Origin of the sequence: Streptomyces sp. NPDC126503 (genome assembly GCF_040302405.1) — a bacterium.
Lineage (GTDB): Bacteria > Actinomycetota > Actinomycetes > Streptomycetales > Streptomycetaceae > Streptomyces > Streptomyces gulbargensis.
Map to the genome: position 1 here is coordinate 17,750 of NZ_JBEORS010000007.1, position 18,983 is coordinate 36,732.

Here is an 18,983-nt window from a genome sequence, read left to right on the forward strand (position 1 = left end):
TCAAATTTGAGGAATGCGTTGTCGCTGTCGCACGGTCCCCTCGAATCCGCCCGCGAACTCGCTTGCCACTCCGCCGTTTTCCTGCCCTCCGACCCGCCGCGCGCCGGCCGGATCGCCTTCTGGTCACCGGAGGGCGCACCCCTGCCCGACGCCCCTGACCCGTCCCGCTCCCCCGCGAACGACACCGGTCTCCCGGCGCCGTTCACCGCCGGGGAGATGACGGTCGTGGACGGGGACGGCCTGCGCCCGGTGACCGTACCCGCCCGCTTCCTCGCGGTGCGGGACGCCCTGCCGCTCCTCGCCTCCGCCCGCCTCGCCGGGGGCGCGCCGGCCGCGACCGCGTTCTGGGGAGCCGCCGCGCTCCTCGCCCTGGACCTGGTGGCCCGGGGCCTCGTCCTCCCGGGTCTGAGTCCGGCGGACCACGACGCCTGGCGGGCCGGACCACTGGGCCCCGGCGAGCTGACGGAGCTGCGGACGCTCGCCGCCTCGATGCCGCCGGACGCGCACGCCGTGCCCCTGACGGCCGACGGGCCGCCGCTGCTGCCCGAACCCGAGGCGCTGCTGCGCCCTTTCGCGGACGCGGTCGCCGACACCCTCCCCCGTACCCCCGCCGCCCCGCTGGTGGCCGGCGGTCCGGCCTTCGCGGACGAGGCCCCGCAGACCGTCCCCGGACAGCGGGCCTGGGCCGCCGAGGTGGCGGCCGTCCACGACGCCGGCGTACGGCTGTCCCTCCGCCTCGAACTGCCCGGGTTCACCGACGAGTCGCGGGAGGCACCTACGTTCCGGGCCGTCCTCCAGGTCCACGGCGCGGCCGACCCCGCCCTCGTCGCGGACGCGGCCGACCTGTGGACGGGCTCCGGCCGGGCCGCCGCGTCGTTCGGGCCGCGCGCCCGCATGGACGCCCTGCTCGCGCTGCGCCGGGCCGCACGGGCCTGGGCGCCGCTGTCCCCGCTGCTCGCGGCGGCCGTGCCCGACGCCGTCGAACTGGCCGACGAGGAGGTCACGGAGCTCCTCGGGCCCGCGTCGCACGCGCTCGCCGCGGTGGGGGTACGGGTCCACTGGCCGCGCGGTCTGACGGACCGACTCACCGCGGTGGCGGTCATCGGCCCCCCGGACGGGGAAGGCGACGGGGACGCCGGGACGGCCGGCCACGGGGCTGTCACCGGAGCGCGGGACGCGGCCGGGGAACCGTACGCCCCGGCCGGTGGAGGCGTCGGCGGCGAAGGGTCCGGGGAGGGACGTTCCTCCGGTCCGCCGCCGCTGCTCTCCGCCGACGCGCTGCTCGCCTTCAACTGGCGCTTCGCCGTGGGCGGCCACCGGCTCACCCGGGCCGAGCTCGACCAGCTCGCCGAGGCGGGGCGGCCCCTGGTGCGGCTCCGCGACCGGTGGGTCCTCGTCGACCCCGGCGAGGTGCGGCGCGCCGCCGGCCGACAGGACCGGAAGGTCACGGCGGTCGACGCCCTCGCGGCCGTCCTCACCGGCACCACCGAGGTCGACGGCCGGACCGTCGAGGTGACCGCGACCGGCCCGCTGGAGCGGCTGAGGGAACGCCTGGCCGACCCCGAGGGCGGCCTGCGAGAGATCGAGCAGCCCGCCGCGCTCGCGGCCACCCTGCGCGACTACCAGCTGCGGGGCCTGAACTGGCTGCACCGCATGACCTCCCTGGGCCTCGGCGGCTGCCTCGCCGACGACATGGGCCTCGGCAAGACCATCACGGTCATCGCCCTCCACCTGCACCGGCAGACCGACCCCGCCTCGGCGGGGCCGACGCTCGTCGTCTGCCCGACGTCGCTCATGGGCAACTGGCAGCGGGAGATCGAGAAGTTCGCGCCCGGCACGCCGGTGCGCCGCTTCCACGGCGCCACGCGCGACCTGGACGGACTGGCCGCCGGCACCGTCGTCCTCACCACGTACGGCACCATGCGGCTGGACGCCGAGCGGCTGGCCCGGCAGGACTGGGGGCTCGTCGTCGCGGACGAGGCCCAGCACGTCAAGAACCCCTACTCGGCGACGGCCCGGCAGCTGCGCACCCTCCGGGCACGCGCGCGCGTGGCGCTGTCCGGCACGCCGGTGGAGAACAACCTCTCCGAGCTGTGGGCGATCCTCGACTGGACGACGCCGGGGCTGCTCGGTTCCCTCGGCGCCTTCCGCACGCGCTTCGCCTCCGCCGTCGAGGGCGGACGCGACCCGGCCGCCGCCGAGCGGCTCGGCGCGCTCGTCCGCCCCTTCCTCCTGCGCCGGCGCAAGTCGGACCCGGGCATCGCGCCCGAGCTGCCGCCGAAGACGGAGACCGACCGGACCGTCTCGCTCACCCCCGAGCAGGCCGGCCTGTACGAGGCGGTCGTCCGGGAGAACCTGGAGGCGATCGCCGCGGCCGAGGGCATGGAGCGGCGCGGCCTGGTCGTGAAGCTGCTCACCGCGCTCAAACAGATCTGCAACCACCCCGCCCAGTACCTGAAGGAGGAGGATCCCCGCATCGAGGGCCGGTCGGGCAAGCTCGAACTGCTCGACGAACTGCTCGACACGATCCTCGCCGAAGGGGCGAGCACCCTCGTCTTCACCCAGTACGTGGCGATGGCGAGGCTTCTGCAGACGCATCTCGCCGCGCGCGGCGTGCGCACCCAGTTCCTGCACGGTGGCACGCCGGTGGCCGAGCGGGAGGCGATGGTCGCCCGCTTCCAGGACGGAGGGGTGCCGGTCTTCCTGCTCTCCCTGAAGGCGGCCGGCACGGGACTCAACCTGACCAGGGCCGAACACGTCGTGCACTACGACCGCTGGTGGAACCCGGCCGTGGAGGCCCAGGCCACCGACCGGGCCTACCGGATCGGACAGGACCGGCCGGTCCAGGTCCACCGGCTGATCGCGGAGGGGACGATCGAGGACCGGATCGCCGCGATGCTGGACCGGAAGCGCGAGCTGGCCGACGCCGTGCTCGGCGGCGGCGACACGCCGACCGAGCTGACCGAACTGACCGACGCCGAACTGGCGGAGCTCGTACGACTGCGAGGGGACGGAGGGGACGGGCGATGAGCGCGTACGGGAACGGGGGCGACGAGCGGACGTTCGCGGCGCTGCCTGCCGCGCGGGGCGCCGCGTTCGCCCGGACCTGGTGGGGCCGGGCGTGGCTGAAGGCACTGGAGGACACGGCGCTCGACGGGCAGCAGCTCAAGGCGGGGCGGCGGCACGCCCGGGCCGGGGCGGTCGGCGCGGTGTCGGTGCGGCCGGGGCGGATCACCGCCCTGGTGCAGGATCGCGACGGCACGGCGCACCGCGCCGACGTGCTGGTGCGGGAACTCTCCGGGGAGGAGTGGGAGCGGCTGCTCGACCTGGCCGTGGACAGCGCCGGGCACGTCGCGGCGCTCCTCGAACGGGAGATGCCGCCACACCTCGTGGAGGACGCGGCGGCGGCCGGACTGGAACTGCTGCCGGGCATCGGCGACCTGGAACCAGAGTGCGGGTGCGAGGCGTGGGACCACTGCGCCCACACCTCGGCGCTCTGCTACCAGGTGGCACGGCTGCTCGACGAGGACCCGTTCGTGCTGCTCCTGATGCGCGGGCGCGGGGAGCGGGCCGTTCTCGACGAACTCCAGGCGCGGGGCACACGCCGTGCGGCCGCGGCGGCGGGCACGGCCGGCGGGTCCGGCCCCGTGGCCGGATCGGACGGCACGCCGGGCGTGCCGGCTGCGGAGGCGTACGCGGCACGGGACATCCTGCCGCCGCTGCCCGCCCCGCCGGCCGGCCGCGCGGAACCGGGCGAGCCGCCCTCGCTCGACACCGGGACCGACCCGGAGCCGGGCGTCGAGCCCGCCGCCCTGGAGTTCCTCGCGGCGGACGCGGCGGCCCGCGCGCACCGCCTGCTCGGGGAACTCCTCGGCGGAGCGGGGGCGGACGGCGGCGGCGCCGGTGCCGCTGCCGGCGCGGAGACGCTGACGGTGGCGCAGGACGCGGCCCGCCTGGCCGCCGCCGCCTCCCCCGCACCGTGGGTGGCGGCGCGTCTCGCCGCCGGTTCTGGCCGGACACCGGCGGAGCTGGATCTGGCCGCGCGCGCCTGGCGGCTCGGGGGCGCGGCGGGCCTCGCCGTACTGGAGGAGGAGTGGAACCCGGACGCGGAGACCCTGGCGGGTGCCGCGGCGCGGCTGGCGCGGGCCTGGGAGGACGGTGAGCGCCCGCCGCTGCGCCGGACGGGCGGCGCCCGCTGGACGGTGACGGGTGCGGACGCGCAGCTCCGCCTGGGCCCGGACGGCCGCTGGTGGCCGTACCGGAGGACGGGGACGCGCTGGACCCCCGCGGGCCCGCCGGACCACGATCCGGCCGTGGCGTTCACCGTGTTGGCGGGGGAGCCGGGCACGGGCTGACGGACGGGTGCCGGTCCGGCGGCGGGGGATCTCCCGGCGTCGGACGCGGCCGGGCCCGCCGCCGCGTCACGAACCGCGCCCGGCCCCCGGGGCCACCCGCCGGGGCCCGGCTACCGGAGCGGCCGCGTCAGGCGGGTCTCCGTGCCCGAGGGGGTGGCGAGGCTGCAGGCCGCCCGGTCCGAGCCCAGGAGGTGGCTGGTGCGGTAGGGGTACTGGACGAAGGTGGTCCAGCGGGTGCCCACCGGCTGGAGGTCCGCCTTGTGACGCAGGGGGAGGCGGCAGAGCGCGGTCGCCGCCTCCCGTACCGCGCCGTCGTCGGCGTAGGGGCCGGGCAGGAGCGGGCGGGCGACGACCTCGGCGTCGTGGGGCGCGTCGCAGGCGCGGCGGACGACGGTGCCGGGCGCGGCGCGGTCGATGTCGAAGCAGTCGCCGACCCGCAGGTCCTCGAAGGAGACACCACGGCCGGGGGCGGGGGCGTCGACCGGGGCGCGGGGCGTCCGGTGGGTCGGTGCGGGGGTGCCGGTCCGGGAGGCCGGGGTGGAGCCGCCCCGGTGCGGGCGGGCGGTAGCCGGGGCGGTCGTGGCGACGGCGGGGACGGTGGCGGTGGGCGTCGGGGAGGGCATCGGGACGGCCCTCTCCTCGTGCGGGTCGGCGCGCCGGTCCGCCGGCGGCGGCACGGGAGTGCCGGTCACCGGCGTGTCGGCCTCCGCCGGGCCGGTGGTCGGGGTGGGCGCGTCGCCGGCCGCCGACGGTGCGGCAGCCGTGCCCCGCTCCGCCTCGCCGCCGAGCGCCGTGAAGGCCGCCACGACCAGTCCCGCCACCAGGAGCGGGACGAGGGGAACGCCGACGCGGCGTGCCCGGCGCGCCGCGCGGGAGGGAACGGAGGGCGTCCCTGCGGGTACGGACGCGCCGTCCGGGACGGAGACGCGGTACGGCGCGCGCGGGGCGGGAGGTGTCGAGTCGGAGGCGTCCGACACGCCCGGCCCGCGGCCCGGCGGTGGAGGAACGATCGGCTGGTGCGGCACGGGTCCAGCGTCGCCTGTTCTCGGCCATGTGGCGAGCGATCTCGGGCCGTTGACCGGGCCCTGTACCGAATCGTGACCAACTCCGGCGCCGGAGGCGCCCCTCCCCCGCCGTCCGGCGTGCTACGGGACCCGCCGGCGCTGCGCCGCCTCGGTCGTCCGCGCGAGGAGTACGGCGGCGGCCATGGGGCCGGCGCCGCCGGGCACCGGGGTGACGGAGGAGGCCCGCTCCGTGAGGACCCGGGCCTTCCCCGCACGCCGGATCAGGCGCCGGCGCTCCGGCTGAACCAGCCGCTGAACTCCGGCGATTCGGGATCCGGTCCACTGCCGGTGAGGGTGGCGCGGGGGCGCCGCTCGGCCCTTTCCAGCATCCGCTGGGCCTCGGCCCGCCAGGTTCCGGCGTCGGCGCGCGGCGGCGGCACGAAAGGGCCCCGCTCGGGCGCCTCGGCCGCGGCGCCGAAGAAGTCGCCGCCCTTGCGCCGGAAGTCGTCGGTGCCCCAGGGGCGTCCCTCGCCGCGGCTCTGCCGGGGGACCTTCTGAAGGTGCGGGATGTGCTTGGCGCAGTGGACGTACGCCTCCTCGACGTCGATCTCCACCCACACGAGGGCGCGGCGGCCCGGTACGGGGTCGGCCGCCAGCCCGTGGTGGGCGCGGCGCATCTCGTCGTCGCCGACGACGCGGGCGCGGCCGTTGACGTGGAGGCCGATGCGGTCCTGGAGGAAGTCGATCATGAGGATGCCGACGTGCGGGTTCTCCTCGATGTTGCCGAGGCTGGCGTGGACGCCGTTGCCCCGGTACTCGGGGTAGGCGAGGGTCGTCTCGTCGAGGACGTGCAGGAAGCCGGGCGGGCCGGCGCGGAAGGTGTTGTCGCATTCGCCGTGCCGGTCGGCGGTGGCGAGGAAGAACATCTCCTGGCGCGCCACGAATTCACGCATGCGGGTGTTCAGCCGGTCCAGGACCTGGTCGGCGTAGAACTTGTCGGCGCGTTCGGTGGTGCCCATGCGCTGCTGGACGTGGTGTTCGCCGTCGCTGCCAGGGCGGGTGGTGCGGACGGGCGTCGCGTAGAGGTGCCCGGTCTGTTCGAAAGTGCTCAATTGGTTGCCCCGACCAGTTCGTCGATGGAGTCGTGCCGTATGCGGTGCGCGGGGATGCCGAGGCCGACGAGGGCGTCGACGCCGCGGCGGATCATGCCGGGCGGGCCGGACAGGTAGGCGTCGTGGGCGTGCCAGGGCCCGGACTCGCGGACGGCCCGCGGCAGGCCGTCGGTGGGAAGTCCGGCGGGCCCCTCGTCCACGACGGGGTGCACCGAGAGCCAGGGGTACGACTGCTTGAGCCGCAGCATGCTGTCGATGTCGTACAGGTCGTCGTCGCGGCGGGCGCCGTAGAACACGTCCACGGTCCGGCGTCGGCCGTGCCGGGCCACGTCCTCGACGAGCGCCCTGATGGGGGCGATGCCGGTGCCGCCGCCGAGGCAGAGCAGACCGGCGTCGGTGGCGTGGTCGACGGTCATGGAACCGGCGGGCGGTCCGAGCCGGATGACGTCGCCGGGCCGCGCGCGGTGGACGAGGGCGTTGGAGACCCAGCCGGCCGGCACGGCCTTCACGTGGAAGGAGAGCAGCCCGTCGGAGCGGGGGGCGGACGCGAAGGAGTAGTGCCGCCAGACGCGCGGCCACCACGGGGTCTCCAGCGCGGCGTACTGGCCGGCGAGGAAGGGGTACGGCTGGTCGGGCCGGACCGTGACGACGGCGATGTCCGGGGTGCGCATCTCGTGCGCGACCACTTCGGCCTGCCACCAGGCGGGTGAGAGGAGCTCGTCCTCGGCGGCGGCGTCGATCATGATCTGGGAGATCGTGGTGTAGGCGCTGACCCAGGCGGCCTCGGTGCGCGGTCCCCAGGTCTTGGTGGCGTACCGGGAGAGGGCGCCGATGAGGGCTTCGCCGACGGCCGGGTAGTGCGCGGGGAGGGTGCCGTACTTCCGGTGGCCGCGGCCGAGCCGGCTGAGGTAGGCCGTCAGCGTGGCCGTGTCGTCGGCGTGCGTGGCGGCGGTCAGCAGGGCCTTGAAGAGGCGGTCGCGCTGGGCGTCCATGGCGGCCGGGAAGAGGTCGCGCACCTCGGGGTGGCCCAGGAACAGCCGGGCGTAGAAGTAGGAGGTCACCTTGTCGGCGATGGGCTCGATCTCGGCCATCGTACGGCGCAGGAGCGCGACGTCGGAGGTGTCCTCGGGCTCCGGGGCGGGGGCCGGAGCCGGCGCCTGGGCGGGAGCCGGGGCCTGGGTCGGCGCGGGGCCGGGAGCGGGTGCCGGGCCGTGGACCGGGCCGGGGGACGCCGCTTGCGCGTTCTGCCGCTGGTTCGGGACCCGGTCGGTCCGGGGGCTCCGTCCGAACCAGCCCGCGTCGCCGGGCTCGTCGGTACGTGCCCCGTCGTGCGCCTCGGGGCCGCCGTCGAACCAGCCTCCGCCCCGACTGCCGCCTTCGGCGGACGTGGTGGTCGGACCATCCATCGTTGTGCCTCGCCTCGAACGTCTTCGGTCGGTCTCGGCGCGCGGAAGACCCTGACGCCCCGACGCCGCGTACCCATCGGGAGGGAAATGATGCACAGCATTCCATCGAAGCCGGTGGGCCGTGGTCACCTCCCCCACGCGATGTTCACCCGGATGGGTGAACCGGGCCGACCATACCCCGGCTCCGTGACGCCTTGCCCGGGGCCGGGAGGCCCTCGTCGGGGAATTCCGGCAGGCCAGAATGGGGTTACTGATCAGTTCGCTCGACGGCGGCCGTTCCGGCCACATGACGGATGTCGTGAATTGGCGTCAAAAACTCACGATCACCTCGGAACTCCTCTATGGGATCTCCGCAGAAGCTTCACATCGCGGCCGGTACGGGCCGCGTCACGCGTCCTGGAGGCGCCGGAAGGGGCGGTCCGCCTCCAGGGCGAAGGCGAGTTCCAGGAGCGTGCGCTCGCTTCCGGGGCGGCCCGCGAACATGACGCCGACCGGCAGGCCTTCCCCGGTGGTGACGGGGGAAGGGAGCGAGATCGAGGGGGTGCCCACCACGTTGTCGACCGGGGTGAAGGCGACGTACGCGAGGATGCGGGCGAGCAGGTCCGGGTACGGCACCGACGGCGCGAGGTGCCCCAGCAGCGGTGTGGTGTGGGCCAGGACGGGCGACAGCAGGACGTCCAGGCCGCGGAAGGCCGCCGCGTAGGCCACCTTGGTCCGTCGCAGCCGCCGCAGCACGGCGGGGGTGGAGCGCCAGTTCTCCCGGTACGTCTCGCGCAGGCCGCGGCTGAGGCCGTCCATCCGGTGCCGGTCGAAGTCCGCGCCCAGGCCGCGGCCGGTCGCGCCGAGGAGGAAGGAGAGCAGGCCCCAGTAGGTGAGGAAGTCGTCGGTGAAGCGGGGGTCGATGGCGGGGGTCACCGGCTCCACGGTGTGGCCGAGCCGTTCGAGCGTCGCCACCGTCTCCGTGACGGCCGCCCGGGTGGTGGGGTCGCAGGGGACGCCGTTCGGGGAGTCGAGCAGGAACCCGACGCGCAGGCGCCGCTCCGACGGCCCCTCGACCAGGCCCACCGGTGGCAGCGCCGGGTTGCGCCAGTACCTCTCCGCCGCGGCCAGGAAGGCGGCGGTGTCCCGCACCGAACGGCTGACGACCCCCTCGCAGAAGATGTCCACCGGCAGCCGGCGGCTCTGTTCGTTGCCGATGACCCGGCCACGGGTCGGCTTCAGGCCGACGAGACCGCAAGCGGCGGCCGGGATGCGGATCGAGCCCCCGCCGTCGTTGGCGTGGGCGATCGGAATCGCCCCCGCGGCCACGAGCGCGGCGGCGCCGCCGGAGGAACCGCCCGCCGAGTGGCCGGTGTTCCACGGGTTACGGACGGGCGGGGCGTCCTCGTACTCCGTGGTCGGGCTGAAGCCGAACTCCGGCAGCCGGGTCTTGCCCAGCACGGTGACGCCGGTGCTGAGGAGCTGCCGCGTGAAGGGGGCGTGCCGCCGCGCCGGCCTCGGGGTGAAGGCGGCGCTGCCGTGGCCGGTGGCCAGTCCCCGGTAGTCGGTGTTGTCCTTGACGAAGGTGGGGACACCGGCGAGGGGGCCGCTCGTTCCGGGGGCGGCGGCCGGCGCGTCGAGGAAGGTGTGGACGGCACGGAGCCGCTCCTCGACCGCCCGTACGCGCGCGACCGCGTCCCGGGCGACCTCGGCGGCGCCGACCTCGCCCCGCCGGAGGGCCTCGGCGAGCCCGACGGCGTCGTGCTCCCCCAGGGCGTCGTCCCGGAAGGCGTGCACCGTGGTCCGTTCCCCGAAAACCGTCACCGCTGTCCCCGCCCTCCGCCGTGTGGATGGTGCCCCATCATTCCCTACCGACGGGTAACGCGCGAGAGGTGGCGGCCTGTTCGCGGGGGCGGGCCGGCGGGCTCGGCCCGGCGCGCCGCTCAGTTCTCCGCGGGGACGCGGGCGGGGCGCGGCGGCAGCCGGCGGCGGCGCCGGCGGCGTTCGGCGCGTTCCCGGGTGTGCCGGTCGAGCTCCTCCATGAGGCGCAGGCCCCGGTGCTCGGGGTCGAGTTCGTCGAGGACGCGGTCGATCTCGGCGAGCATCGCCCCGTACAGCTGCCAGTGCCCCGGTTCGCGCAGGGCGAGGGCGAGCAGGAGGGGGGCGGCGCGCTCACGGCAGGCGCGGGCGGCCCGGAGTTCGCCCGCCAGGCGGCTCTCCGCCGCTTCGGCGTCCTCGCTGCCCCGCGCGGTGACGAGGACGGCGAAGCTGACGAGGGTGTCGGCGGTATACTGGAGGGTCTCGCGCACGGCGAGGGCGGTGTCGCGGGGCAGGAGGTCGTCGCCGTCGCGCTCCTTGGCCAGGTCGGTCAGGGTGCGGGTGAGGACGCGCAGGACGACCGCGCAGATCTCCAGGGTGTCGAGGCCGGTGCGCAGCACGATGCGGTGCAGCAGCCCTTCCTTGACGCGGGGGTTGAGCCGCAGGCTGTCCTCGGCGGTGCGCAGCGCGGCGTCCACGTCGGCCACGTCGTTGTCCAGCCGCCGGGCCTCGTGCAGGCGGGCGGCGGCCTGCTCCACGGGGGGCGCGCCGGTCAGTTCCTCGGACACGTCCAGGAGCAGCTGCCGCATGCGGCGGGCCATGTCCTCGATGGAGGCGCCGGCGGTGTCCACCCAGACGGGCGGCGCGAGGAGGAGGTTGAACAGCATGCCGACGACGGCGCCGATGAGGGTCTCCAGGACCCGGTCCCAGGCGGTGTGCGCGACCTGGGTGACGCCGAGCACCAGCATGGCGCTGATCGCGACCTCGGGGATGAACTCCTCGACCTTCACGAACCGGCCCACGACGAGCGAGGCCAGGATGACCAGGGCGAGGCTCCACCAGGAGAGGCCGACCAGGACGCTGAAGGCGATGGCGATGAGCACGCCGACGACGACCGAGTTGACCCGGCGCAGGCTGGTCGTGAGGGTCGAGTAGAGGGTGACCTGCACGACGAGCAGGGCCGTCAGGGGCGCGGTCAGCGGCGCGGGTTCACTGCTGAGCCAGAGCGCGGCGACGTACGAGAGGGTCGCCGCCGCCGTCGACCGTAGCGTCTGGACCGCGAACGGGTCCCGTCGCATCCTCCTCACGAGATCGTCGTACCGGGCGCTCCGACTGCTGCGCTGCGTCACGTGCCTCCTCGTTCCGATCACGGTGTCCCGTCCGCTTCGAGCCTGCCATCCGCGCGGGCGCCAGGGCTCCCGGCGCACCGCGCGGACTGCGCGCCTACCCCTGAACGACCGGCTCATGACCCGGGGCGGCCGGCGCGTGTGTGCCGGGTGGGACGCGTGGGGTCAGTCGACGCGGATGACGAGCATGCAGGCGTCGTCCTCGTGTCCTGCCTGGTCGGGGTCGGCGAGGACGGCGTCGATCAGCTCCTGCGGGCCGCTGCCGGCGGCGCGGGTCATCGTCTCGGCGAGGCGCTCGATGCCCTTGCTGATGTCCTCGCCGCGGCGTTCCACCATGCCGTCGGTGTACAGCAGGAGGAGGTCGCCGGACCGGAGGGGGGTGGAGGTCGTCTCGTACGCGTAGCCGGGGAGCGCGCCGAGGAGCGGGCCGCGCCGGCCGGTGTGGAGCGGCCGGGCGCGGCCGTCGCGGAGCAGCAGGGGCGCGGGGTGTCCGGCGTCGGCCCAGTGGAGGGTGTGGGAGTCGTCGATGTGGCCGGCGATGACGGTGGCGGTCTGGCCGGTGGGCTCGCTGCAGATCAGTTCGTTGAGCCAGGTGGTGATCTCCCCGGCGGAGGCGCCGGTCTGGGCGAGGCCGGCGAGGGCGTGGCGCTGCTGGGACATGCGGGCCACCGCGTCGAGGCCGTGTCCTGCGGCGTCGCCGATGGCGACGAGGACCCGGCCGTCGGGCAGGAGCCGGCACTTGTACCAGTCGCCGCCGACGGCCGCGTCGGCCTCGGCGGGGCGGTAGGAGGCGGCCACGGTGAGTCCGACGGCGGCGAGGGCCTGGGAGTGCGTGGGCAGCAGCGCCTCGCGCAGGGCGTCGGCGACCCGTCGTTCGGCCTGGGTCTGGCGCCGCAGGCGGTCCGACTCGCGCTCGGTCTCGGCGAGGCGCCGGCGGCTGCGGATCTGGGGCGTGAGGTCCCGGGCGACCAGGTTCACGGCCCAGGGCCTGCCGTCGGTGCCGGTGACGGGGCGGCCCAGCAGGTCGAGGGTCCGTACCTCCCCGAGGACGACGAACCGGATGCGGGTCCAGGCGGGCTCCTCCCCGGCCAGGACGGAGGTGAGGAACTCGGCGAGGGCGGTCAGGTCGTCCGGCAGCAGGGCGTCACAGAGCTGTTCGAGCGACCAGGGCATGCGCACGTCGGCGTGGAAGATCCTGCAGAGCCCTTCGGACCAGGTCACCTTCCCGGAGAGCAGGTCCCAGTGCCCCCATCCCATCGAGGCGAGGTACTGGGCGTCGATGGTGAGGAGTTCGGTCTGGCTCTGGACGGGCCGCCAGGTGAGCAGCACCTGTTCGCCGCAGAGGGCGGCGGAGTAGAGGAGCGGCGCGCGGTGCAGGCGACCGAGGCGCTGCTCGGTGTAGTCGACGACCCGTCCCTCCATCGTTCCGCCGCGCGTGACGAGGTCGGCGAGCGCCGGCAGCAGTCCGCTGTTGGCGGCGCCCGGGCGGGCTTCCAGGAAGCGCTGTCCGACCTGCTGGTCGGGGGCCTCCAGCCAGTCGGCGGAGCGGATGCGGTTTCCGGCGACGATGAGGAAGTCGCGTACGCCCCGGGTCGCCTCGTCGTAGACGGGTTCGAGGAGGACGGCGGAGGCGGGGATCGCGCTGAGCGCGGAGCACGTGCCGGAGGCTCCCGGGTCGTGGGTGCTGCACAGGCAGCGGGGCCGGGCGTCGCGCGAGGCGGGGGCGGGGGCCGGGGCGGCGAACAGCTGTACCGGTGTGGTGACCTCCTCCCCCGGTGGCGGGGCGGAGGGCTGTTCCGCGGTCCGGCGGACCGACGCGCGCAGGGAGGCGACCTCCCGCCCGATGAGGTCCTTCAGGTCGTCGACGCTGTCGGGCAGCGGAAAACTCATGATCGCCTCCCTGGCGGCACACACCTCGGGGCGCCGCGCCCCCGGCGGCGTGCGCGGCGTGCCGCCATGTGCGCCGCTGCCCACGCCCCGGCGGATCATGCGCGCCGGGGCGGTGTCCGCGGGCGGAGGGCCGCCGCCTCACCCGTACGGCTCAGGCCGGTCCGCCCGCCGCCGGTACGGTCGCGGCCGCGGGGTCCTCCTCGGCGGTCGGCGGGCCCTCGTCACCGGGCTCGGGGCCGTCCGCCTCCCAGCGCAGGAGGTCGCCCGGCTGGCAGTCGAGGACCTGGCAGAGCGCGGCGAGGGTGGTGAAGCGCACGGCCTTGGCGCGGCCGTTCTTGAGGACGGCGAGGTTGGCGGGGGTGATGCCGACGCGTTCCGCGAGTTCGCCGACGGACATCTTTCGGCGGGCGAGCATCACGTCGATCTCCACGACGATCGGCATCAGATCACCTCGGCCAGCTCGTCCCGCATGCGGGCGGCCTCGATGTCCCGGGCGACGGCCTGGGCGAGCAGCATGCGCAGGACGAGGACGATCAGGGCGACGCCGAGCACCCCGAGGCTCGCTCCGCAGATCAACAGCACGATCCCGGGGGCCACCGCCTCGCCGGGGGCGAGCAGGACCGCGAGGGCGAAGACCACGGCGGCGCCCGCGGCGAAGGCACCGGTGATGACGTCCACGTACCGGAAGGCCCCGTACGAGAACACCGTTCCGCGCCGGACCATCGTGACCAGCCGCCAGACGCAGACCAGGACGACCTGGGCGGTCACGACGCCCAGGACGACGATCACGAGCAGCGGCGTCCGCAGATAGGCGTACGTCGCGTTCAACCCGTTCAGGTCGGAGGCGAGGAGCGGCACCATCACCGCCTCCACGAAGACCGATCCGGTGAACAGCACCGCGAGCACGGCCCGCAGCGCGAGCACGGCCAACTTTCCCATCGAAACACCTTTCCATCGAGAAGCGATGTGAATCTATCGATTTTCGATAGGAGAAGCAAGGGGGTCGTCCGGTGGTGCGCGCGCGTTTCGAAGTCGCCCGTCTCAGAAGGCGGGCGTGTCAGAAGGAGCGGTGCACGAGCAGCAGGGCGACGTCGTCGGTGCGGTGCGTGGCGTCCTCGACGTGGCGGATCAGCTCGTCGGCCAGCCGGTCGGGGTCGTCCCCGAACCGCGACCGGGCGAGCCGGCCGGCCAGGTCCGTCATGGCCGTCCCGAGGTCGGTGCCGGGGGCCTCGACGAGGCCGTCGGTGTAGAGGGCGAGCACGGAGCCCGGCTCCCAGGGCACCTCCGTGGTGCGGTACGTGACGTCCGGGATGATCCCGAGGACGAGCCCCGGCTCGACGTCGAGGACGCGGGCGCCGCCGTCCGGCCCGCGCAGGAGCGGCGGCGGGTGGCCCGCGGTCGCGAGCCGGAGGCGGCCCTGGGCCAGGTCGAGCTCGGCGATGAGGCAGCTGGTGAACCGGTCGGGATCGAGGTCCGTGAGCAGCCGGTTGGTGCGGGCGAGGATGTCGCCGGGTGAGGCGCCGGCCGTGGCGTGGGCGTGGACGGCGGTGCGGACCTGCCCCATCAGGGCGGCGGCGGCCGTGTTGTGGCCCTGGACGTCCCCGATGACCGCGATGGCCGTGGTGGGGGTGGCGCGGACGAGGTCGTAGAAGTCGCCGCCGACGTCCATGCCGTGGCCGGCGGGCAGATAGCGGGCGGCGACGTTCACCCCCGGGGGTGGGTTCAGGCTGTGCGGCAACAGGCCGGTCTGGAGGCTGTGGGCGAGGGACTGCTTGGCGTCGTAGAGGCGCGCGCGGGCGACGGCCTGGGCGATGAGCCCGGCCAGGGAGGTGAGCAGGGCCCGTTCGGCGGGCGGGAAGGGCCGCGGCTGCTCGTAGGAGAGGATCAGCGAGCCCACCGGCCGGCCGGAGGCGATCAGGGGGAGGAACGCCCAGGCGTTGCGGCCCTCGTAGCGGGGGGCGTGGGGGTGGGCGCGCAGGAGGTCGTCGACGTCCGTGAAGAAGAGGGGCACGCCGGTGGCGAGCACCTGGGCGTCGGCCACGTCCGCGGTCAGGGGTGTGTTGTCGAAGCGCTCGACGAAGTCCTGGCGGTAGCCGCGGTGCCCGACGATGCGCAGCCGCCCCTGGTCGGCGCTCATCATGACGAGGCCCTGCGGCCCGAAGGCGGGCACGATCTGGTCGGCGACGAGTTCCACGACTTCGCGGACCCCGGCCGCCTCGGCCAGGCTCGCCGCCAGGTGCATGAGGCGGTACACCGCACCCGCCCCGACCGGCTCGGCGACCGGTTCCGGCACCGCCCACGCCCGTTCCCCGACCACCGCCGCGGCTGCCGTCCCGGAAACCGCGGCCGGGCCCGGAGCGTCCGCCTCCACCGCGCCCGTGGCCGGGCCGCCCGCGCCGGGGGCGGTGGCGGCGGCGGTCGTCGCGTACGGCCCTGCGGGCGGCGGGCCCGCGACCTCGGTGATCTGGACGCTGACCCCCGTGGGGTCGGGATGGAGGTCGAAGCGGAGCCGCGTGGACGGGCGGCGGACGACGGTCACCGACGTCGGGCGGCGGGTGATCACCGCCTCCCGGTAGCAGTCCTCGAAGGCCGGGTCGTCCAGCCACAGCAGCACCTCCCAGGGCCGCCGGCCGAGGAGGAAGGCGGCGCCCGCGTGGACCAGCCGGGCGCCCGCGCTGTTGAGGAAGGTGACCCTCCCGTCGAGATCCAGGGCGCAGCAGCCCACGGACAGCCGCTCCGCGAACTCGACGGCGGCGGCCCCGAGGGCGGGGTCCGTCTCGGAGGGGCGCGCGGCGTGCACCGCGCGGGGCTCGGCCGGCAGGGACGGCGGGGGCTGCCCGGCCGCGGGGGCGAGCAGGCGCGCGGCACGCCGGCAGCAGTCGTCGAGCAAGGCGCGTTCCCGGTCGTCGAGCCGGGGCGGGTGCCAGACGGGCCAGAGCAGCACGATGCCGCCGTGGACGGGGCCCGTGTCGCCGTCGGTGACGGGGGCGGCGGCCAGCATGAACTCGTACGGCAGGACGATCCCCAGGCGGGGGTAGCGGTGGGCGATCTCCTGCCGGCTGCCGAGCCAGACGAAGCGCCGGTCCCCAACGGCGTCCGCCACCGGGATGGGGGCGTCGGCCGGGACCCGCACCCACGGGGCGGCGATCTCGGGCGAGACACCGGAGATCAGGGCGAGACGCAGGGAGCGCTCCCGCGGCACCAGCAGGTAGAGGAGGCCGATCGAGGCGCCGGTGTCCCGCATGACGTCGGCGAGGACGGCGTCCATCCGCCCGTCCTCGAACACGTCGGTGAGGGCGCGGTCGGCGGAAGCCCCTGCCGTGGGACCGGGCAGCGCGGCGTTGTCGTCCGTGGGTCCTCCCGGGGCGCCCACGCCGCTCACTCCCCCGCCCCGGCGCGCGCGGATCCGCACCGGCCGCTCCGCGCCGGGCCGGCGCCCCGCGGCCGGTCCCCGTCACGGCGGGAGGGCAGGTCACGCATATTCGGACCTTACGTCGGCCCGCCCCCGGCCGCGCGACGAGCCCGCCCGCGCGGAGCGCGCACGCAGGGGTTGGGGGCGGCGGATCCGGGAACGCGGGCCGGGAAAACCCACCGGGAACGCGAGCGGCGCTGCGCGCGCTCGTCGGTCCGTTCCGCGCGGCGCTCTGCGTGTTCCCGTGCGGCGCGGTCCGAGGTGCGCGACCATACGGACGCCTGGCGCGGTACACCGCGCTCGTGAACAGCCGGACAGACGCCGTCGTCGACAGTTGCAAGCCGAAGGAAACACCGAGACAGGAAGAAGGCCGAACGTGTCCGCCAGCGAAAGCGAGAACCCGGCGATCCCCTCTCCGACCCCCACGACGACTCGTCCCCGGACGAATCAGGACTGGTGGCCGAATCAGCTGGACCTCCAGGTGCTCCACCAACACTCCCCGCTCTCCGATCCGCTGGGCGCGGATTTCGACTACGCGAGGGAATTCGCCTCGCTCGACGTCGAGGCCCTGAAGCGGGACGTCTTCGAGGTGATGACGGCGTCCCAGGACTGGTGGCCCGCCGACTACGGTCACTACGGGCCCCTGTTCATCCGCATGAGCTGGCACTCCGCGGGGACGTACCGCATCGCCGACGGCCGGGGCGGCGCCGGGGCGGGCGCCCAGCGTTTCGCCCCGCTGAACAGCTGGCCGGACAACGCCAGTCTCGACAAGGCACGCCGGCTGCTGTGGCCGGTCAAGCAGAAGTACGGCCAGAAGATCTCCTGGGCCGATCTCCTCGTCTTCGCGGGCAATTGCGCCATGGAGTCGATGGGATTCAAGACCTTCGGTTTCGCCTTCGGCCGGGAGGACACCTGGGAGCCGGAGGAGATCTTCTGGGGACCGGAGGACACCTGGCTCGGCGACGAGCGGTACAGCGGCGACCGGGAATTGACCGGTCCTTTCGGCGCCGTGCAAATGGGACTCATCTACGTCAATCCCGAGGGCCCCAACGGAAATCCCGACCCGCTGGCCGCCGCCCGGGACATCCGGGAGACCTTCGGGCGCATGGCGATGAACGACGAGGAGACGGTCGCCCTCATCGCCGGCGGACACACCTTCGGCAAGTGCCACGGCGCCGTCGACCCCCAGTACATCGGCCCCGAGCCGGAGGGCTGCCCCATGGAGCAGCAGGGCCTCGGCTGGCGGAACACGTACGGCACCGGCAAGGGCGCCGACGCGCTGACCAGCGGTCTCGAGGGCGCCTGGACCACGGAGCCCACCAAGTGGGACAACGGCTACCTGGACAACCTGTTCCGGTACGAGTGGGAGCTGACGACCAGCCCGGCCGGGGCGCACCAGTGGAAACCGAAGGACCCCGCGGCTCGGGACACCGTGCCCGACGCGCACGACCCGTCGAAGCGGCACGCGCCCATGATGCTGACGACGGACCTCGCTCTGAAGGTGGATCCCGTCTACGGGCCGATCACGCGGCGCTTCCACGAGAACCCGGACCAGTTCGCGGAGGCCTTCGCCAAGGCCTGGTACAAGCTGCTGCACCGTGACATGGGCCCGGTCTCGCGCTACCTCGGGCCGTGGGTTCCCGAACCGCAGCTGTGGCAGGACCCGGTCCCGCCGGTCGACCACGAGCTCGTCGGGGAGGCCGAGGTCGCCGACCTCAAGCGGACCGTCCTCGCCTCCGGCCTGTCGGTGTCCCAGCTGGTCAGCACCGCGTGGGCGTCGGCGGCGAGCTTCCGCGGCACGGACAAGCGCGGCGGTGCCAACGGTGCGCGGATCCGGCTCACGCCGCAGAAGGACTGGGAGGTCAACGACTCGCCCGAGGTGAAGGAGACCGTGCGGGCGCTGGAGGGCATCCAGGAGGAGTTCAACGCCTCGCGGACGGACGGGAAGAGGATCTCCCTGGCCGACCTCGTCGTCCTGGGCGGCTGCGCCGCGGTCGAGCAGGCGGCGCGCGCCGCCGGGTACGAGCTCACGGTGCCGTTCGCCCCGGGCCGTACCGACGCCACTCAGGAGCAGACCGACACCGAGACGTTCGCCGTCCTGGAGCCGCGGGCGGACGGCTTCCGCAACTACGTGAAGGACGGGGAGAAGCTGTCCCCGGAGACGCTGCTCCTGGACCGGGCCAACCTGCTCACCCTGACCGCCCCGGAGATGACGGCGCTGATCGGCGGCATGCGCGTGCTGGGCACCGGGTTCCGGGGGTCCTCGCACGGGGTGTTCACCGACCGGCCGGGGACCCTGACGAACGACTTCTTCGTCAACCTCCTGGACATGGACACGGAGTGGAAGACCTCGGCGAAGGAGGAGAACGTCTTCGAGGGCCGGGACCGCTCCTCGGGCGAGCCGAGGTGGACGGCGACCCCGGTCGACCTGGTCTTCGGTTCCCACTCGCAGCTCCGGGCCCTCGCGGAGGTGTACGCCTCGGCCGACGGCGGCGAGAGGCTCGCCCGTGACTTCGTGGCCGCGTGGAACAAGGTGATGAACCTGGACCGGTTCGACCTGCGCTGAGGGGGCGCGGGGGCGTCCGCCGCACGGCGGGCGCCCCCTCCTCCCGGCCCACACCCTCACTCTTTTGCGAAAGATCTCGCAAGATCTTGCGGGCG

The 18,983-nt window shown here is 74.8% G+C and carries 12 protein-coding genes; 3 read left to right on the forward strand and 9 right to left on the reverse strand.

All coding sequences use genetic code 11. The annotated features are described in order from the left end of the window. The first annotated feature begins 18 nt into the window (after positions 1 to 18). Entirely contained in the window at positions 19 to 3,030 is a 3,012-nt protein-coding gene (locus tag ABTY40_RS11615; protein ID WP_352059346.1) for an SCO1167/SCO6262 family helicase, read from the forward strand. Next, a complete protein-coding gene (locus tag ABTY40_RS11620; RefSeq protein ID WP_352059347.1) occupies positions 3,027 to 4,355 on the forward strand; it encodes an SWIM zinc finger family protein in 1,329 nt (442 codons plus the stop codon). The genes ABTY40_RS11615 and ABTY40_RS11620 overlap by 4 nt, the downstream gene beginning before the upstream one ends. A 110-nt stretch (positions 4,356 to 4,465) precedes the next feature. Here ABTY40_RS11620 and ABTY40_RS11625 read toward each other — a convergent pair whose 3' ends face one another. The 9 genes from ABTY40_RS11625 to ABTY40_RS11665 all read right to left on the reverse strand — a co-directional run bounded on the left by ABTY40_RS11625 (position 4,466) and on the right by ABTY40_RS11665 (position 16,178). Beyond that, positions 4,466 to 5,380: a hypothetical protein gene (locus ABTY40_RS11625; RefSeq protein ID WP_352059348.1), complete on the reverse strand. Its 915-nt coding sequence runs from the start codon at positions 5,378 to 5,380 to the stop codon at positions 4,466 to 4,468. A 260-nt stretch (positions 5,381 to 5,640) separates the two neighbouring features. After that, positions 5,641 to 6,378, reverse strand: a complete 738-nt coding sequence (locus ABTY40_RS11630; protein ID WP_352059543.1) for a pyridoxamine 5'-phosphate oxidase family protein — start codon at positions 6,376 to 6,378, stop codon at positions 5,641 to 5,643. Between the two features lie 89 nt (positions 6,379 to 6,467). Continuing rightward, on the reverse strand, positions 6,468 to 7,877 hold the full coding sequence (locus ABTY40_RS11635) for a globin domain-containing protein (protein ID WP_352059349.1): 1,410 nt from the start codon (positions 7,875 to 7,877) through the stop codon (positions 6,468 to 6,470). Between the two features lie 387 nt (positions 7,878 to 8,264). Beyond that, positions 8,265 to 9,680: an amidase gene (locus tag ABTY40_RS11640; protein ID WP_352059350.1), complete on the reverse strand. Its 1,416-nt coding sequence runs from the start codon at positions 9,678 to 9,680 to the stop codon at positions 8,265 to 8,267. A 119-nt stretch (positions 9,681 to 9,799) separates the two neighbouring features. Further along, positions 9,800 to 10,972 carry an FUSC family protein gene (locus ABTY40_RS11645; RefSeq protein WP_352059351.1) on the reverse strand — a complete coding sequence of 391 codons (1,173 nt, stop codon included), beginning with the start codon at positions 10,970 to 10,972 and terminating at the stop codon, positions 9,800 to 9,802. Between the two features lie 213 nt (positions 10,973 to 11,185). Then, positions 11,186 to 12,910, reverse strand: a complete 1,725-nt coding sequence (locus ABTY40_RS11650; RefSeq protein ID WP_352059352.1) for a PP2C family protein-serine/threonine phosphatase — start codon at positions 12,908 to 12,910, stop codon at positions 11,186 to 11,188. 151 nt (positions 12,911 to 13,061) lie between these two features. Next, positions 13,062 to 13,352, reverse strand: coding sequence for a helix-turn-helix domain-containing protein (locus ABTY40_RS11655; protein WP_352059353.1), 291 nt, complete (start codon positions 13,350 to 13,352; stop codon positions 13,062 to 13,064). Further along, entirely contained in the window at positions 13,352 to 13,849 is a 498-nt protein-coding gene (locus tag ABTY40_RS11660) for a DUF2975 domain-containing protein (RefSeq protein WP_352059354.1), read from the reverse strand. The genes ABTY40_RS11655 and ABTY40_RS11660 overlap by 1 nt, the downstream gene beginning before the upstream one ends. Before the next feature lie 118 nt (positions 13,850 to 13,967). Then, positions 13,968 to 16,178, reverse strand: a complete 2,211-nt coding sequence (locus ABTY40_RS11665) for a SpoIIE family protein phosphatase (protein ID WP_352059544.1) — start codon at positions 16,176 to 16,178, stop codon at positions 13,968 to 13,970. Positions 16,179 to 16,698: 520 nt separating this feature from the next. Here ABTY40_RS11665 and katG point away from each other — a divergent pair. Beyond that, on the forward strand, positions 16,699 to 18,888 hold the full coding sequence (katG, locus tag ABTY40_RS11670; RefSeq protein WP_352059355.1) for a catalase/peroxidase HPI: 2,190 nt from the start codon (positions 16,699 to 16,701) through the stop codon (positions 18,886 to 18,888). The last annotated feature ends 95 nt before the right edge of the window (positions 18,889 to 18,983 follow it).

Bases quoted from the DNA above. Each gene is read 5' to 3' on its own strand.
- ABTY40_RS11620 (WP_352059347.1), top strand. From the start codon at position 3,027: ATGAGCGCGTACGGGAACGGGGGCGACGAGCGGACGTTCGCGGCGCTG.
- ABTY40_RS11630 (WP_352059543.1), bottom strand. From the start codon at position 6,378: ATGGGCACCACCGAACGCGCCGACAAGTTCTACGCCGACCAGGTCCTG.
- ABTY40_RS11635 (WP_352059349.1), bottom strand. From the start codon at position 7,877: ATGGATGGTCCGACCACCACGTCCGCCGAAGGCGGCAGTCGGGGCGGA.
- ABTY40_RS11645 (WP_352059351.1), bottom strand. From the start codon at position 10,972: ATGCGACGGGACCCGTTCGCGGTCCAGACGCTACGGTCGACGGCGGCG.
- ABTY40_RS11650 (WP_352059352.1), bottom strand. From the start codon at position 12,910: ATGAGTTTTCCGCTGCCCGACAGCGTCGACGACCTGAAGGACCTCATC.
- ABTY40_RS11655 (WP_352059353.1), bottom strand. From the start codon at position 13,352: ATGCCGATCGTCGTGGAGATCGACGTGATGCTCGCCCGCCGAAAGATG.
- ABTY40_RS11660 (WP_352059354.1), bottom strand. From the start codon at position 13,849: ATGGGAAAGTTGGCCGTGCTCGCGCTGCGGGCCGTGCTCGCGGTGCTG.
- ABTY40_RS11665 (WP_352059544.1), bottom strand. From the start codon at position 16,178: ATGGACGCCGTCCTCGCCGACGTCATGCGGGACACCGGCGCCTCGATC.